The 15,771-nt window shown below is 67.9% G+C and carries 14 protein-coding genes; 4 read left to right on the top strand and 10 right to left on the bottom strand.

Annotated features, from left to right (window positions below; all coding sequences use genetic code 11):
- Positions 1–310 precede the first annotated feature (310 nt).
- The 5 genes from ACM9NP_RS02090 to ACM9NP_RS02070 all read right to left on the bottom strand — a co-directional run bounded on the left by ACM9NP_RS02090 (position 311) and on the right by ACM9NP_RS02070 (position 8,075).
- Positions 311–1,969, bottom strand: a complete 1,659-nt coding sequence (locus tag ACM9NP_RS02090; protein ID WP_415644820.1) for an alkaline phosphatase D family protein — start codon at positions 1,967–1,969, stop codon at positions 311–313.
- A gap of 201 nt (positions 1,970–2,170) precedes the next feature.
- Positions 2,171–4,246: a HelD family protein gene (locus ACM9NP_RS02085; protein ID WP_415644819.1), complete on the bottom strand. Its 2,076-nt coding sequence runs from the start codon at positions 4,244–4,246 to the stop codon at positions 2,171–2,173.
- Between the two features lie 786 nt (positions 4,247–5,032).
- Positions 5,033–5,737, bottom strand: coding sequence for a YcnI family copper-binding membrane protein (locus ACM9NP_RS02080; protein WP_415644818.1), 705 nt, complete (start codon positions 5,735–5,737; stop codon positions 5,033–5,035).
- 15 nt (positions 5,738–5,752) lie between these two features.
- Positions 5,753–7,447 carry a copper resistance CopC/CopD family protein gene (locus ACM9NP_RS02075; protein ID WP_415644817.1) on the bottom strand — a complete coding sequence of 565 codons (1,695 nt, stop codon included), beginning with the start codon at positions 7,445–7,447 and terminating at the stop codon, positions 5,753–5,755.
- Between the two features lies 1 nt (position 7,448).
- On the bottom strand, positions 7,449–8,075 hold the full coding sequence (locus ACM9NP_RS02070; protein WP_415644816.1) for a hypothetical protein: 627 nt from the start codon (positions 8,073–8,075) through the stop codon (positions 7,449–7,451).
- 132 nt (positions 8,076–8,207) lie between these two features.
- Here ACM9NP_RS02070 and ACM9NP_RS02065 point away from each other — a divergent pair, with 132 nt between their 5' ends.
- The 4 genes from ACM9NP_RS02065 to ACM9NP_RS02050 all read left to right on the top strand — a co-directional run bounded on the left by ACM9NP_RS02065 (position 8,208) and on the right by ACM9NP_RS02050 (position 11,519).
- Entirely contained in the window at positions 8,208–8,723 is a 516-nt protein-coding gene (locus ACM9NP_RS02065; RefSeq protein ID WP_415644875.1) for a sigma-70 family RNA polymerase sigma factor, read from the top strand.
- A 309-nt stretch (positions 8,724–9,032) separates the two neighbouring features.
- Entirely contained in the window at positions 9,033–9,878 is an 846-nt protein-coding gene (locus ACM9NP_RS02060) for a DsbA family protein (RefSeq protein ID WP_415644815.1), read from the top strand.
- Between the two features lie 313 nt (positions 9,879–10,191).
- Positions 10,192–10,803 carry an ECF RNA polymerase sigma factor SigK gene (gene sigK, locus ACM9NP_RS02055; RefSeq protein ID WP_415644814.1) on the top strand — a complete coding sequence of 204 codons (612 nt, stop codon included), beginning with the start codon at positions 10,192–10,194 and terminating at the stop codon, positions 10,801–10,803.
- Positions 10,800–11,519 carry an anti-sigma factor gene (locus ACM9NP_RS02050; RefSeq protein WP_415644813.1) on the top strand — a complete coding sequence of 240 codons (720 nt, stop codon included), beginning with the start codon at positions 10,800–10,802 and terminating at the stop codon, positions 11,517–11,519. Before sigK ends, ACM9NP_RS02050 begins: the two co-directional genes overlap by 4 nt.
- A gap of 65 nt (positions 11,520–11,584) precedes the next feature.
- Here ACM9NP_RS02050 and ACM9NP_RS02045 read toward each other — a convergent pair whose 3' ends face one another.
- Genes ACM9NP_RS02045 through ACM9NP_RS02025 form a run of 5 tightly spaced genes read right to left on the bottom strand, consistent with a single transcriptional unit; the run spans position 11,585 to position 15,746 of the window.
- The gene (locus ACM9NP_RS02045; RefSeq protein ID WP_415644812.1) at positions 11,585–12,376 is read right to left on the bottom strand and encodes a DUF1295 domain-containing protein; all 792 of its coding nucleotides are present in this window, start codon (positions 12,374–12,376) and stop codon (positions 11,585–11,587) included.
- Positions 12,373–12,507: a hypothetical protein gene (locus tag ACM9NP_RS02040; protein WP_415644811.1), complete on the bottom strand. Its 135-nt coding sequence runs from the start codon at positions 12,505–12,507 to the stop codon at positions 12,373–12,375. The genes ACM9NP_RS02045 and ACM9NP_RS02040 overlap by 4 nt, the downstream gene beginning before the upstream one ends.
- A 1-nt stretch (position 12,508) precedes the next feature.
- Positions 12,509–13,756 carry a class I SAM-dependent methyltransferase gene (locus ACM9NP_RS02035; RefSeq protein WP_415644810.1) on the bottom strand — a complete coding sequence of 416 codons (1,248 nt, stop codon included), beginning with the start codon at positions 13,754–13,756 and terminating at the stop codon, positions 12,509–12,511.
- Positions 13,757–13,758: 2 nt separating this feature from the next.
- A complete protein-coding gene (locus ACM9NP_RS02030) occupies positions 13,759–14,487 on the bottom strand; it encodes a DUF1365 domain-containing protein (RefSeq protein ID WP_415644809.1) in 729 nt (242 codons plus the stop codon).
- Positions 14,484–15,746, bottom strand: a complete 1,263-nt coding sequence (locus ACM9NP_RS02025; protein WP_415644808.1) for an NAD(P)/FAD-dependent oxidoreductase — start codon at positions 15,744–15,746, stop codon at positions 14,484–14,486. The genes ACM9NP_RS02030 and ACM9NP_RS02025 overlap by 4 nt, the downstream gene beginning before the upstream one ends.
- Positions 15,747–15,771: the final 25 nt, after the last annotated feature.

Below are 15,771 nucleotides of genomic sequence, written 5' to 3'. Positions count from 1 at the left end.
CGCCCCCAGCGTCCGCCGCGGCCCCATACCCCCGATAAGCCGCGATGTGGCAGTTCATCGCGGCATCGGACCCCATGAGCGGACCGGAACCTCCGTGGCAGGAGTGGAGGTTCCGGTCGTATGGTGCGGCGTTGCCTCCACTCGTATAGAGACGGCGGCGACCCTCGAAGTACACGTTCGTGTTGTGATCTGAATCACACAAGTGTACGTCGAGGGTCGTCGTGGGATTCTAGGGAGAACCGTCCACTGTGTGGATGTAAGTCCTCAATGGTCTAATTTGCGTCGGTCCGTCCGAATCCGCTCTCGCGGTTCAGATCCGTTCGTCGGCGTCCTCTCCGGTCTGCTCCAAGATGTCGTCGGCGTTGAACTCCCGGACCGTCTCGGGGTCGACCGGTCGGTCGTAGGTCTGGTACAGCGTGCGGTCGCCGTCCTCGATGGTGAACGCCGCGCGCACGTACGCGTTCGAGCCCGTCGTCGTCACCTTCGGCACCACGATGAAGCTCGCCTCCAGTTCGCCCGGCTTGATCTTGGTGCTGACGAAGCCGCGCTGCGAGTTGAAGAACTTCAGGTGCGGATTGCTCTTCACGAACGGGTTGTCGGCCGAGATCGAGTCCGCGCCGTTGCCGCCGGTCGACACCGACGTCGAGACCAGCTCCACGCCGACCGACTCCGTCGTCGGGTCCTCCCAGTCGGCCTTGATCTCGTTCGCCCAAGCGGTGTGCACGTCTCCGGTCAACACCACCGGGTTGCGGACTCCCGCGTCGATCCAGCCGCTCGTGATCCGGTCCCGCGAGGCCAGGTAGCCGTCCCAACCGTCCATACTGTTCAGCTTGACCGGACCCCAGTCGTTGGTGCGCTGGGAGAAGAACACCTGCTGGCCCAGGAGGTCCCAGCGGACGTCCGAGTTGTGGAAGCCGTCGATCAGCCACTGTTCCTGCGCGGTGCCCGTGATCGTGCGTGCCGGGTCGCCCGCCTCGGGGCAGTTCTTCCAGCCGTCACCGCACGTCTGGTCGGAGCGGTACTGGCGAGTGTCCATCATGTGGAAGTTCGCCAACCGTCCCCACCGGATGCGACGGTAGAGCTGCATGTCGATGCCGGACGGTGCCGATGACGCCCGCAGCGGCATGTTCTCGTAGTAGGCACGGAAGGCGGCCTTGCGGCGCTCCAGGAAGTTCGGTTGGGGTATCTCCGGCTTCTCGTGCGCCTCGTCGGCCCAGTTGTTGTCGACCTCGTGGTCGTCCCACACGACGAGCCACGGCGCGACGTGATGGGCGGCCTGCAGATCCTCGTCCGATTTGTACTGAGCGTGCCGGAGTCGGTAGTCCGCGAGCGTCTCGGTCTCCGGTCCCTCGTGGTCGCGGATGTTCCCGTCCGGGCTGACGTAGGTGTTCTTGAGGTATTCGTACTGGTAGTCCCCGAGATGCAGGATCAGGTCGGGGTTCTCCGCCGCCATCCGCCGATACGCGGTGAAGTAGCCGTGCTCGTATTGGGCGCATGACGCGAAGATCATGTGCAGTTGGGAGGGAAGCACGTCGTGGGCCGGGGCCGTACGGGTCCGTGCCACGGGAGACACGAACCGGCCGACCTTGAACCGGTACCAGTAGAACCGGTTGGGCTGCATCCCGGACACTTCGATGTGGATGCTGTGGGCGTTCTCGACACGGGCGACCGTGGAACCCGTGGCGGCGAGACTCGTGAACGTCTCGTTCGTGGACAGTTGCCACGACACTTCGTAGTCGTACGGGGGCATTCCGCCGAGTCCGTCCTCGGACAGCGGCTTGGGGGCGAGCCGTGTCCACAGGACGAATCCGTCGGGGGAGGGATCGCCCGAGGCGACCCCGAGCTTGAACGGGTCATGGCGCAGGGCGCGGTGGTCGTGTTCCTTCGCGGCCGCCATCGACGGGACGACGGCGCCGGCGAGACCGGCCGTCAGCCCGGTCGACATCAGCTTGCGGCGAGACAGGGGCATCGAAACCTCGCAAATCGAAAAGGACAATTACCCTGATGCAATCACGTGTGCTGAGTTTGTAGGGGTCTGGTGACCAATCACGACATGAATTCGGTGGGAACGGATGATGTACGCCGGATCTATTGCATATCGGGGTAAAGCGGATGTAAGCGTATATAAGGGACCGTCGGCGACAAGTCGCCGACGGTCCCTTATGGAAGTTTAGCGTTGTACGTCGAGCTGGATGAGCAGTTGGGTCGCCCTCGTCAACGCGACGTAGCCGACCCGAATCGAGTGCTCCCGGACGATCTCGTCGAAGTCCACGACCACGACGCCGTCGTACTCCAGTCCCTTCGACTCCAATGGGCCGACGACGCTGACCCGATCGTTGACGCCGAGCAGGTCCGCCAGCCATTCGTGTCGATGCCGGGCCGCGATGACGCCGACCGTCCCGTCGACCTCGCCGAGGGCCTCCGCGACGGCCCCCTGCACGGCCTTGTCGAGTTCCCACACCAAACCGATCTCGCGGACCCGAGGCGGTACGCCCGTCGACCGGACGGCCCGGGGGATGTCGGCGTCGGGAACCTCGCGCCGCACCACGGACGCCGCGTACTCGAAGATCTCGGCCGAGTTGCGATAGTTCGTCGTCATGTGGAAGCGCCGTCGCGGGCCGCGCCGAATCGCCGCGTCCTGCGCCCGCCGGGATTCGGCCGGGTCCGGCCAGCTGCTCTGCGCCGCGTCGCCGACGATCGTCCAGCCCGCGAGCTGGCCGCGTCGCCCGAGCATCCGCCACTGCATGGGGGACAGGTCCTGTGCCTCGTCGACGATGACGTGCGCGTAAGCGTCGTAGTCCGCGCCGCGCACGGCCCGGGACGGGCGGTCGTACACCCGCTCCTGCACCGTGGTCAGTTCGCGGACGCCGTGATGCTCACTCGAACGCTGCCGCTTGGGCTCGCTGCCGAGCTGGCCCGCGAGCTCGTCGAGCAGGGGGACGTCGGACACGGAGAAGTCCGGCAGGGTCAGGGAGCTCGCCATGCTCGTGGTCTCCCGGCGGCTCAATATCCCCGACGCGGCCTCGGCGAGTTGAGCGCGATCGGAGAGCCACCGCAACACCTCCTGGGGTGTGAGCGTCGGCCACCATCGATCAAGGAAGGCGAGGAACTCGGAACGGCTGCCGAGCTCCCTCGAGAACTCGGCCGGGACCAGGTCGTCGATGATCGGCTTGGCCTTGCGCCACAGGGCGACCAGCAGCGCGCGACCTGCGTGGAGCTTCGCCGCGTTCGGCTTGTGGCCCTTGTTGTGGACCTCGGTGCGCAGCGCGGTCAGCTCGTCCTTGTTGAGTCGAAGTACCTCACCTTTGTATACAATCGACAGTTGTTCGGGGCTGCCGGGCGGCGTCAACCTGGTGGCCCGCGCCAGCAGTTTCCGCATCCGGGTCGACCCCTTGACGGCCGCCACGGTCGCGTCGTCCTGGCGGGTGGCCGTGATGTCGCCGAACAGTTCTCCCAGCGAGTACAGCGCCGCCGTGTCCTCCCCGAGCGACGGCAGAACGCGCTCGATGTACCGCATGAACACATTGGATGGACCGACGATCAGGATGCCCGCGCCCTCGAAGCGGCGCCGGTCGGCGTACAGCAGGTACGCGGCCCGGTGCAGTGCGACGACCGTCTTCCCCGTTCCGGGGCCGCCGGTGATGATCGTCGCGCCTCGCGCGGGCGCCCGAATCGCGGCGTCCTGCTCGGCCTGGATCGTCGCGACGATGTCGCGCATCCGGCCGGTTCGCTTGCGGCTCAAGGCGGCCATCAGCGCGCCGTCGCCGATCACCGGGAGTTCGGACGCCGCGTCCAGCAGATCGTCGGTGATGTCGACGACCTGCTGGCCGCTGCTGCGGATCACGCGCCGTCGGGCGATGCCCTGCCGGTCGGTCGGTGTGGCCTGGTAGAACGGCGCGGCGGCGGGCGCGCGCCAGTCCAACAGCAGCGGGTGGAAGTCGGCGTCTCGCAGGCCCAGTCGCCCGATGTGCCGGACTCTCCCCTCATCGGAGTCGATGCGGCCGAAGACCAAGCCCTCGTGCTGGGCGTCGATGTCGGCGACCCGGCGGGCCGCGTTGTAGACGAAGACGTCCCGTTCGAACTGGGCGCCCGGCACAGTCGCCTTGAGATGTTCGTATCCGGCGCGTTCGCGGTCGCTCGCCGCCGCGCGCAGCACGTCGAGGCGCTGATACACGACGTCGACGTGGCGTTGCTCGGCGGCGATCTCGCGATCGCGCAGTGACTCGTCAGTGGTCTCGGCGGACAATCCGACTCCCTCGGCCGTGAAGAAACAAGCCCTCAATTGTACGGCGAGGGCCGTTGGGTTCGCGGGCCGACGACACTCACTGAAAGTAGTCGGAAAGTCACTTTAGATTTCGAGGGATTCGGATTTGTGGTTTTGTCGGATTAGTGACTGTCACGGGCCGTGAACTCGGCTTATGTTGGGTGCGCGCACAGAAAGGACGGTGACAGCCGGACGATCGCAGGGCGCGACCGGTCCGCCGGTGAACAGCACGACCGTGCCGATGGGCACAGGACAGCAGGAGGGGAATCGACACGTTCGCACTGATGAGAGCCGCCGCCCAAGTCGCGAGGCGACCCGTTCACGGGTGATCTACTCCCCAAACCACCCGCGGGAACGCTCCGTCATCGCCGACCGTCGCAGCTCAGCTGCCGGAGGCGGGGCAATCCCGAAAAGGCACTTCCCCCAATAGATCGCTCCCGTCGGGCGGTGGGGCACCGTCACAACCGACGGGAGAGATCCTGGCGGCCCTTCCACCCTGGCCGGAGGGGCCGCCAACAAACCACACCGTGGAGGGTTTCGCCCTCGGCGCGGAAGCGGTTCGTCCCCCTGACCGCCGACCGCGCCGACGCGAGTCCTTCCCGGTTGATCCGCCGACACCCTGGACGGCGGACCCCGCGAACGCGCGGGCCGATCCCCGTCGGCCCGCGCGTTCGATTGTCAAGGCACGACTTCCACCCACGTCGAAGGCGGTCGGACCGGATGGTCCGACCGCCCCGTCACTCGCGTTTCTCGCGTGGAGCGCGGTCGTTAAACCGACCGTCGACGCAGCGCCAGCGCCGCCACGACGAGGGCCACCGCGCCGAGCCCGACGCCGATCGCGCCGAGAATCGTCGCGGTGTCGCTCGCGTCGTTCTCGTCCGCGTGGTCGTCGCTCGCCTCGTCGGTGTCGTCGTCTCCGTGATCGTCGTCGTCGTCACCGTGAACGATCGTCAGAACGGGCGCGGGTTCGTCCGGTTCGCTGCCATCGGTGGTCGGCTCGTCGATCCAGGCCGATTCCGTGTCGTCGGAGTAGGTCTGGATGACCTTGAACACCAACTCGCCCTTGTGCGGGACGGGGCCGACACTGACACCGAACTCCCCGAACTCGCCCGGAGCGATACCGTCCTCCTCGTCCTCGGCGGTCCATGTGATCGTGTCGACGGCCTCGGTCACCTCACGTCCGTGAACGTCGATCGGGGTGTCGAGTTTTCGGGTGGTCGTCTCAGCCGTCCAGCCGGGCACCCGGATGGTCCGCACCGAGGCGAACGGAGCGTCCTCGGGGAAGCTGACCTCGATCGAGATCGTCGAGGCCTTCTCGGATTCGTTCGGCACTCTGAAGTCGAGCCGCGCGTACGAACCGCCCACCACTTCGGACGGGTTGACCGTGACGTGGGCCGCTGCCGGGGCGATCAACGTCAACGACGCGACCGCTCCCAATGCCGCCACCGCGACCCGACGCAACACTGTCTGCACTGTGTTTCACCTTTCTCATTCCACTGTGACGGTGGCCGACACGGTTTCCCGGTCGAACTCTCCCGTGCGGATCTTGAATTCGAACAACCATTCACCGGCGCTGGGCAGCACCACGTCGGCGCTGACGTGGTTGGGCGCGAGCAGTGCCACGCCTATCCCGACCGGTGCCACTCCGGCAGCCTTGTTGGACATCGAGACCTCCCACTCCAACGGCGCGAGGGGTTCGCCATCCGGGGTGAAGAGATACAGGTGGAGCGCGTTCTCCCCGAGCATTCCCGGATCGAGCTCGAACTGGAGCGTGTACGCCTCGGCGGTCAGCTCCGTCGAGAAGTATTGAGGCGCTTGGGGTTGAGGTCCGACCTCGCCGGGAACCGCGCGGACGAGGAACGCGGTGGTGGCGAGAACGGCGGCGGCGATGACGAGCTCGACGACGATCAGCCGTCGCACGGCCGTCACGGTCGGGGCGATCCGTCGCCCGGGCGCGTCCGGCCCCGCGACCGCCTCGGTGTCGACCGTCCCGCCCGGGTCCGCCGCCGCTCCGCCGAGCCGCGCCACGAGGCGCCGCGCGATCGCCGCGCTCGCGAGGACGAGGGCGAACAGCGCCAATTTCACCAGCAGTAGTCGACCGTACGGGGTTTCCGGCCAGTCGAGCGGATTCCCCGCTTGCAAGAGGGCGTGCCCGACGCCGGCGACGGCGAGCGCGATGATCAGCCAGGTCGCCCATCGAGACCAGACGGGTAGGAAGGCGGCCGCTTCAATCGTCCGATCTCGACGGACGAGGTGGGCGACCAGGACGACCAGGCCGCCGATCCACAGTGAGCCCGCGCCGAGATGGACGACGTCGGCGACGATCGACCACGCCGGGACGGGGGACGTCAGCGCGTGTCCGGTGAACGGCCAGGTGCCGAGGAGTGCGACGGCGAGCGCCGCCAAGGCGAACCGTGACGATCGACCGGTGGCACCAGTGACGCCGAGTCGCAGCAACGGAAGCGCCGTCAACACGATGAGCAGACGCACGAGGTACGCGCCGCCGAACGGGCTCGCGAGGACCGCGCCGACGTCGTCCCCGGTGACCTCGAACATGCCGGTGCCAGCCTGGTAGGGGACTTGCAGGTACAGGCCGATGACGGCGGTCGCGGCGACGAGGCTCAGCCCGGCGATGGTGAGTCGCGCGATCGCCCGCCGCCGGTCTATTCCCGCGAAGACCAGCATCAGCACCGAACCGAGCGCGAGGGCCAGCCCGACGTATCCGGCGAAGCGATTGACGACCAGGGCACCCGCGACGAACGCGTCACCGTCGAGGTTGGCGGCGAGCTGGGGAGCGGCTGACGGGCTGCCGATCGAGAAGGTGAATCCGCCGGGTATCGGGTGGCCGTCATCGGAGATGACGCGGTAACTGACGAGGTAGGTCCCGTTCGGGGCGTTCTCGTTCAGTCGATACGTCAGGACGGATCCGTCTACTGTGGGTTCTCCGTCGTGGGCCGACGTCCCGTTCGGGGCGAGGATGAGCGTCTCCGCCGCCACGACGGTCACCGGTTCGCTGAACTCGACGGTGATCGTGTCGGGGGCCTCCTCGACCACCGCCCCCGATTCCGGGTTCGTCGCGACGACGGTCGCGTGCGCCGCCGCCGGAATTGTCCACAGTAGTGAGATCAGGGCGCCGAAGAGCATCGCGACGAGGGGGCGGGTGACACGAGGGGATGAGCGCATCTCAGGTCGTCACCGCCACTCGTTCCCGTTGCGATGCCCGGCCGGCCGAGGTTCGGCCGAGCGCCCACAGCAACCCCGCCTGGACCAACGCGGTCGCGTGCGACGCCTCGTGCAGGACGTCCGTCGCGCCACCGGCAATGTCGACCAGGCTCGTCACCGCGAGGCAACCCGCCAGGGCGAACGCCACCGGTACGAACGCGCGAGCCCGATCCGGCCGGATCGCGGCCAGGAGAAACCCGACCGCGACCGCGATGTCGAACGACGCCATCTCGCGGCTCGCGTGCAGGGCGTGCCCGCCGACGTCGGCGCCGGGCCACAACGCCGGAAGCGCCAACCCCAGTTGGGCGATCGCGGCGACGCCGACCGCCCAACGCAGACCCCGCCGCCACGCGCGAAGGCGAGCGGCCCTGCCACGCTCGTGGTCGCCGATTCGGCGCAGGACGGGCTCCGTCAGGTCCGGGGTCGAGACATACCGCTTCCGAGCCGTCTCGCTGATCCGGTTCGCGTGCCCGATCCATTCCCCGCAAGCGGCGCATTCGCGCAGGTGGTCGAGGGTCGCGGCGGCGTCGAGAACATCCTCGTCGTCCATCCGCGCCGACAAGGCGGCGCGGGCGCTCGCACAGTTCATACCGGGTAGTCGGTGTCATGGCGTCATTAGTTCCCGCGACTTGTGCGGTCGTGGTCACGATTGCTCCACTGGCGCAGGGAAACCGTCGCCACTTCGATCCGCGTATCGTCGGAGGGCGTGGAGCCGGGCGCGATGGACGAGGCGACGCGGCTCGCGTTGGCCGCGCGCGACGGCGACCCCGCGCGCATGGCGGGGCTCGTACGGCTGACCCAACCCGACGTCTGGCGCCTCTGCGCCGCGCTGGTGGACGCGCCCTCGGCCGACGACCTGACACAGGAGACGTACCTGCGAGCGTGGCGGGCGTTGCCCGGATTCGCGGGGGCGTCGACCGTGCGAACGTGGTTGTTGTCGATCGCGCGGCGGGCGTGCGCCGACCACATTCGCGGGCTCGTACGACAACGCCGCACCGCGACGAGACACGTGTCGCCCGACGTGGCCGCCGACGCGTCCGAGACCGTCGCGCTCGATGACCTGCTCGCGCGACTGCCCGTGCGACGGCGTAGCGCGTTCGTCCTGACACAGGTCGTAGGGCTGTCTTATGCCGAGGCGGCCGTAGTGGAAAATGTCCCGGTGGGAACCATCCGGTCACGGGTGGCAAGAGCCCGTGACGATCTTGTGCGGGCGTGGAGTCAGGCGGCCAAAGTCTGACGCCGTGCGGGACCGATGCGCGGTGTCGCCGCCGGTGACGAGAGGCAGAGCGCGTGAGTATGACCACTGGCGCCGGACGTCGTGCGCGGCACGCCTGCCTGCCACCATCGTCCTGGAGCGACGCCGTGGGCCGCCACTCGCCGCGTTCGTCGTCGCGATCGGCACGACGAGCGTGCGGGTTCGACGTGTCTCGAAGACATTCCGCGAGACGTGGGGCTGCTATTGTGCTGCGCACCGCTGGTGTGGCGACCCACCACCACATACTCCGCCGATCATTTGATCTTCAAGACGAAATGAGTATCCCCACCGATGGCTAAACGGTACGAGCAGAAGAAGAAGGCCGCCCAAATCGTGCGGCAGCAGCAGGAACGCGAGGAGCGGCGGCGTCAGCTCGTGCTCGGCGGCGCGATCCTCGGCGTGATAATCCTGCTGGGCGGCATCATCGCCGGCGGGATCTGGTTGAGCCAGCGCGGTCAGTACGACGTGGTCCAGCCGAAGGCCGAGCACACCAAGGACGGAGCGCTCGTCGTCGGCGAGGGCCCGGTCACCGTCGACCTGTACATCGACTTCATGTGCCCGGCGTGTAAGAACTTCGAGGCCGCGGTCGCGGGTGACATCGACACCTACCTCGCCAACGGTTCGATCACGGTGAACTACCACCCGCTCGCGTTCCTGAACCGCTTCTCACAGGGCACCGCCTACTCGTCCCGTTCGGCTGCCGCGTCTGTCTGCGCCGCCGACGAGGGCATGTTCGTCGAATACTCGAAGGCCCTGTTCGCGGGCGCGCCCGCCGAGAACACCTCGGGTCTGTCCGACGCTGAACTCATCACCATCGGTGAGGACGCCGGCATCGGCGGCGACTTCAAGACCTGCGTGGAGAACGAGACGTACCGCGGCTGGATCGAAGAGGGCACGGTCATGGCCAGTGAGGACGCCAAAGTGACGGCGACGCCGACGGTCCTGATCGACGGTTCGAAGGTCGCCAACGACGAGTTCCTCGCGAAGCTGGCCGCCGCCGTCGAAGAGGCGGGCGTGGCGCCGGAGAGCTCCGAGTCGCCCGGTGACGAGGAATCCCCGGCCGACGAGGAGACCACGAAGGACGAGGAAGAAGGCACAGAACCGGAGACCACCGAGTCTCCGAGCCCCGAGAACTAGAGCCGGCCTGTCTTCGGGAATCCCGTCCCGCCGCAGGGTTCCAGGCGGCGCCTCGACGTGTGGTCGCTCCCCCGCATACGACACCGGTATGCGGGGGAGCCTTCACGAATGCGTCCACCCGGAACCCGCTCGCCACGGAAGTGGATTCACGACACGCCCTAGATCCTCACCCAACGACGTACGGCGGCGGGCCTGCCCGGGTCCGGCGCCGTACGCGTGCTCGGCTCCCGATCGACATGCGGCCGGACCCATCCGGCCCACCGTCGGCACCGAATAACGCGGGCACAATCTCGTCGGAGTAAGGAGTGGAACCATGAACGGTGCCGGTGATTCGGCACGTGACGAACCCCGAATCCGACCGGTGCGGCGGTCCGAGACGGGCCCCGGCACCGACGCGGATCAGCTCCTCGGGCGGGTGGCGCTCGGCGATGAGCCGGCCTTCGAAGAGCTGTACGACCTGATGTCGGCGAAGGTCTACGGCCTGTGCGTCCGGGTTCTGCGGGATCCGGCGCAGGCGGAGGAGATCGCGCAGGAGGTGTTCGTCGAGGTGTGGCGCAAGGCGGCCCGGTTCGATCCGTCGCGAGGCTCCGCGTCGACCTGGATCCTCACCGTGACGCATCGGCGAGCGGTGGACCGGGTTCGGTCCTCCCAGGCCGCGGCGGATCGGGAACGACGGGTCGTTCCCGGAGACGTCGACTACGACCAGGTGTCCGAGATCGTCACCGATCGACTCGAACACCGCCAGGTGCGGCGCTGCCTCGAACGTCTCACCGAGATTCAGCGACAGGCCATCACTCTGGCGTTCTACGGCGGCCACACGTACCGCCAGGTCGGTGACCTGTTGGGGACTGCCCTCCCGACCGTGAAGACCCGGATCCGGGATGGCCTGATCCGGCTCCGCGACTGTTTGGAGGTGATTCGATGACCACCCAGATCCACACCCTCATCGGCGCCTACGCGCTCAATGCCGTCACGGACGAGGAACGTCGTCTCGTGGAACGGCATGTCCGGGACTGCGAGTCGTGCGCGGTCGAGCTGCGCGAGTTCGCGGCGACGGCCGCGCGGCTGGCCGACTACACGATGGTGCGTCCGCCCGCCCGGCTCCGAGCGGACGTGATGGCCGCCGTGCGCCGAGTGCGGCAGCGGCCGCCTCGCTCGCCCTCTCCGGACATATTGCGCCCCAGACTGATTCGACGTTGGCGTACGGCGATCGTGACGACCGCGGTCGCCGTGGTCGTGGCGATCGCGAGCATGCTCGTCACCCTGGTCGTCGTCGAGCCGACGCCGCCTTCCGCCACCGACGCGATGACGGCTGTTCTGACCGCCGAGGACGCCCGGTTCACGGCGCAGGACGTCGACGGGGGCGGGCGCGTGTCCATGGTGATGTCACGCGATCGCGACCAGGCGGTCGTCATTCTGACCGCGCTGCCCGCCATCGCCGACACGCACGCGTATCAACTGTGGCTTGTGGATGATCGTGGGCAGGTGTCGGCGGGCGTCATCGCGGCGGGCGTCAACTCGACCGCGCACGTCGTCGACGGCCTCGGGGACGCCGTCCTGCTCGGCGTCACGGTGGAACCGGCGGGCGGCAGTCGGACTCCGACGCTGCCGATGGTCGCCGACCTGGCGATGCCGGAATGACGCATACGGGCGGGGCACCGGATCCGGTGCCCCACCCACCTCAACCCGGTCTTCGGGCGACGCCGTCAGCGTCGCGGTGGAAGCGGAACGAACCCGCTCGTTCGGCGAATGTAGTCCTCGTATCCGGGGCGACTCTGTCTCATGTGGGTATCCATGAGGGGTTTCCCGGTCTTTCCGGCCAGGAAGTACGTCATCAGGATCGGGGCGGCGATCGTCGCGGCGCCGACCCACGACGAACACGCGATCAGGTAGAGACCCCACCACACGCAGGCGTCGCCGAAGTAGTTCGGATGGCGGCTGTAACGCCACAATCCCGAGTCGAGCACCTTCCCGGCATTGCCGGGATCCGCGGCGAACCGACGCAACTGGTGATCGCTGACCGACTCCATCGCGAAGCCCACGAGCCACACCGCCGCCCCGGCGTAGAGCCAGCCGTCGACGGGCGAATCGTCGTACTGCGCGACCTGGACGGGCGCCGAGATCAGCCACAGGAGGCCCGCCTGCAGGAGATACACCATCCGCAGCGCGTACCAGGACCGGTTGCCGGGCGCCTTGCTCAGCAGCCGTTCGTACCGGGGATCCTCGCCTTTGCCGCGTCCACGCACCGCGATGTGCGCGGAGAGCCGGACCCCCCACACGACCGTCAGCGTCGTGATCGTCCAACCCCGTACCGGATCGCCCTGCCCCGTGGACAGGAGGAGCGTCGTCACCGCGATCGCGGAGAAGCCGAGCCCCCACGCGACGTCGATCACCCGGTGCCGACCGGTTGAGACGCCGACGGCGAACGCCACCAGCACGACGGCCAGCGCCGCCGCGAGACCGACCCCCGCGTTGATCAAGAGAGTCTGAACGGTCACAGCGCCTCCTCGATTCGGGTCTCCGCCCAGGCCCGCCAACGTGGGGTCGGCGGCCGGGCTCGGATCGCGACCGGACGGTCGAAGGCGAGCGCGTCGATGACGAGGGAGCGCAGGTCCGTCGCCGTGTTCATATCAGTCCTTCCGAAGAACGAATTGATGGACATTGAGGTACCGGCTGCGGAATCCGGCTTCCGAGTAGGCGAGGTAGAACCGCCAGGTGCGGTGGAAGACCTCGTCGAAGCCGAGCCGCGCGACGTCGGCGGCGTTCTGGTCGAAGCGGTCCCGCCACAGCCGCAGGGTGCGCGCGTAGTCGAGCCCGAAGTCGAGCCGGTCGGCGAGCCTGAGGCCGTTGGCGGCGCTCAGCCCGTCGATCGCCTCGACCGACGGGATGAGACCGCCGGGGAAGATGTACTTCTGGATCCAGGTGTGCGTGTTCCGGGTCGCCACCATTCGGTCGTGCCGCATGGTGATCGCCTGGAGTCCGACTCGTCCGCCGTCGCGGATCAGGCCGTTCAGTCGCTGGAAGTACTCCGCCCAGTATCTGTCTCCGACCGCTTCGATCATCTCGACACTGATCACCGCGTCGAACTCGGCGCGAAGCTCCAGTTCGCGGTAGTCACGCAGGTGGACGCGGACGGCGTCGCCGAGACCGCGCTCGTCGACGCGCCGCCGGGCGAGTTCGCGCTGCTCGCGCGACAGGGTGATCGTCTCGACGGTGGCTCCTCGTTGCGCAGCGCGAATGGCGAGTTCTCCCCAACCGGTGCCGATCTCCAGGACTCGGCTGCCCGGGCGGACGCGCACGGCGTCCAACAACCGGTCGATCTTGCGGCGCTGGGCGTCGGCGAGGTCGCGCCATCCGGGTTCTCGACCGGGCGAGAAGAGTGCCGCCGAGTAGGTCAGGCTGTCGTCCAGGAAGCAGCGGAAGAGCTCATTGGACAGATCATAGTGGTGGGCTATGTTGCGGCGCGCGCCCTCGAGGGTGTTGCGTGTGTCGTCCGGTGTTCCGGGGAGGACGACCCTGCGGAGGCGTTGGAGCGCCGGTGGCACGAGCACGTCCGTGTTCTCCGCGAGCCTCGTCAGCAGCGCCGCCAGGTCGGGGCTCGTCCAATCGCCGGCCTGATAGGACTCGCCGAGGCCGATGAGCCCTCCGGTCCCCAGCCGACGTAGGAAGTCCAACGGCCGCACGAGGACGAGAACGGGCGTGCCCTCGGGGTGCCGTGCCGAATCGGCGCGATCGGCGTCGGTGACGACGATGCCGAAGCGACGGGCGACGCGGTTGAGCAGTGGTCGCGTGACGGCGGTCCGCCATGAGGGGCGCGGTGGTGTCAGGACATCGGGCCAGCGCGTGCGCGCGCCGTCGTGATCGAGCGCTGATCGCATCTTCATCCTTTGTGATTCGTCGAGTGTTGGACGGTGCGGGGAACGATCGGGAGTCCCCGCAGGTACAGGCGGACACCGTGCCACCGGATGGCGGCGGAGACCATGACAGTCGCTAGTGGATGCAACAGTGCGGTGACGGCCATCCGGGCCAGTCCGGCGGATCGCCCCCGCCCCGTGACCGTCGCGCTCATCAGCGGGCGGCCGGAGCGATACAGCGTGATCGCGAGGCTGAGCCGGTCACCCGGGTCGGCGAAGGCCATGCGATACGTTCCGGAAATGGGGAGAAACGGCGACACGTAGAACTCCTTGTCCACGGCGGCGCGCCCCTTCTCGTCCACGCGCAACAGATAGCGATGTCGCTGCCCGTAGGTGTTGTGGACTTCGGCGATCACGTAGCGGGTCGCGTCCGTCTCGTCGCGGCACCAGTAGACGGTCAGCGGGTTGAAGACGTAACCCCACATCCGTGGCTGCGTCAGCATCAGGACCGTTCCGCCGTGCAGGTCGACGCCCTCCGCCGCGCAGTAGGAGCGGACGTTGGCATCGATGCTCGCCTTGGGATCGCCACAGTGGTCGGTGGAGCGGAATTCCGCCAGCCATCGGAACGGTCGAGGCAGACGTGGCGGATCGGCGGCGTCGACGAGCCACAGGTGGCCGCGTTGTCGTAGCGCGTACCGAAAGGGCGTGAAGCGGGTGTGCCGGGTTTCGGTCCGGTACAGCCGAAACCGCGTCATGGCCGCGCTCCGACGCTGTGCGCCGCGGCGATCCCGGCCCGGCAACCGTCCTCGTGGAACCCCCAGCCGTGGTACGCGCCCGCGAACGCCGTCGTCGCCGTGTTGAGGTCGCCGAGTCGATCCTGGGCTGCGACGGAGTCGGGAGTGTAGACCGGATGGCGATAGTCCATTGTCGCCAATACGCTGTCGCGTGCGACGTAGTCCTCCCCGAGTGATACGACGAACTGGCTCCGGATATCGAGCCGGTGCAGGCGATTCAGGTGGTAGGACACCCGGACCGGCGCGTCGCCGGGCTCGCAGGACGACTGCCGGTAGTTCCAACTTCCCCAGGCCGCGCGCCGGGTCGGCAGGCGGGAGACATCGGTGTGCAGGATCGTTCGGTTCGCCGAATACGTGAATGCCGACAGGACCTCGCGCTCGGCCTCCGTCGGGTCCGCGAGCAGCGCCAGCGCCTGGTCCGCGTGGGTCGCGACGACCACCGCGTCGAAGGTCTCGACGTTGTCGCTCTCGTCGCGGACGTGCGCGCCGTCGACGCCTCGGGTCACCGAACGAACGGGGCACCACGTTCGCACGAGGGGGATTTGTTTGAGGACGGCGTCGACGTACGTTCGTGAGCCACCGACCACCGTTCTCCACTGTGGCGTGTTTCCGAGCGACAGCATGCCGTGGTTGTCGAGGAAGCGGAAGAGATAGCGCGCCGGGTACTCCCGGGCCACGGTCGACCCGCACGACCACACCGCCGAGATCAGCGGAACGATGAAGTGCCGCACGAAGTACTCGCCGTACCCGCCGTCGGCCAGAAACCGGCCGATCGTGACGTCGGCGTCGGCGTCCCCGCTCATGACGCGCGTGGCGTGCCGATGGAATCGCGGGACCTGCGCGAGCATCGCGACGAACCGGCCGGACCGGACGTTGGCGGGTTTCGCGAACAAGCCCCGGAACCCCTTCGCTCCGCAGTACTCCAGGGCGCACCCGTCGCACCGGATCGACATGCTCATCTCGCAGTCCTGAGTGGGCACCCCCAGCTCGTCGAAGAGCCCGCACAGGAACGGGTAGTTGCGTTGATTGTGGACAAGGAAGCCCGTGTCGACGCTGACCGACTCGCCTTCGCTCGAGACGTCGTGTGTGTGCGCGTGACCTCCGCAGCGGTCCTCCGCCTCGTACAGCGTCACGTCGACGTCGCGCCGCAACGTGTACGCGGCCGTCAGACCCGCCACCCCTGATCCGATGACGGCGACCTTCCGCCGACTGTCACTCATGTGAACCTCCTCAGCGCGCGGTGCT

Source organism: Stackebrandtia soli (assembly GCF_965137155.1).
Taxonomy (GTDB): Bacteria; Actinomycetota; Actinomycetes; order Mycobacteriales; family Micromonosporaceae; genus Stackebrandtia; species Stackebrandtia soli.
This window is presented reverse-complemented; position numbering and strand designations above follow the sequence as displayed.

Coding starts and splice junctions, on each gene's coding strand:
- ACM9NP_RS02035 (WP_415644810.1), bottom strand. CDS start 13,756: ATGCGATCAGCGCTCGATCACGACGGCGCGCGCACGCGCTGGCCCGAT.
- ACM9NP_RS02050 (WP_415644813.1), top strand. CDS start 10,800: ATGACCACCCAGATCCACACCCTCATCGGCGCCTACGCGCTCAATGCC.
- ACM9NP_RS02030 (WP_415644809.1), bottom strand. CDS start 14,487: ATGACGCGGTTTCGGCTGTACCGGACCGAAACCCGGCACACCCGCTTC.
- ACM9NP_RS02090 (WP_415644820.1), bottom strand. CDS start 1,969: ATGCCCCTGTCTCGCCGCAAGCTGATGTCGACCGGGCTGACGGCCGGT.
- ACM9NP_RS02025 (WP_415644808.1), bottom strand. CDS start 15,746: ATGAGTGACAGTCGGCGGAAGGTCGCCGTCATCGGATCAGGGGTGGCG.
- ACM9NP_RS02040 (WP_415644811.1), bottom strand. CDS start 12,507: ATGAACACGGCGACGGACCTGCGCTCCCTCGTCATCGACGCGCTCGCC.
- ACM9NP_RS02075 (WP_415644817.1), bottom strand. CDS start 7,447: ATGCGCTCATCCCCTCGTGTCACCCGCCCCCTCGTCGCGATGCTCTTC.
- ACM9NP_RS02070 (WP_415644816.1), bottom strand. CDS start 8,075: ATGAACTGTGCGAGCGCCCGCGCCGCCTTGTCGGCGCGGATGGACGAC.
- sigK (WP_415644814.1), top strand. CDS start 10,192: ATGAACGGTGCCGGTGATTCGGCACGTGACGAACCCCGAATCCGACCG.
- ACM9NP_RS02065 (WP_415644875.1), top strand. CDS start 8,208: ATGGACGAGGCGACGCGGCTCGCGTTGGCCGCGCGCGACGGCGACCCC.
- ACM9NP_RS02060 (WP_415644815.1), top strand. CDS start 9,033: ATGGCTAAACGGTACGAGCAGAAGAAGAAGGCCGCCCAAATCGTGCGG.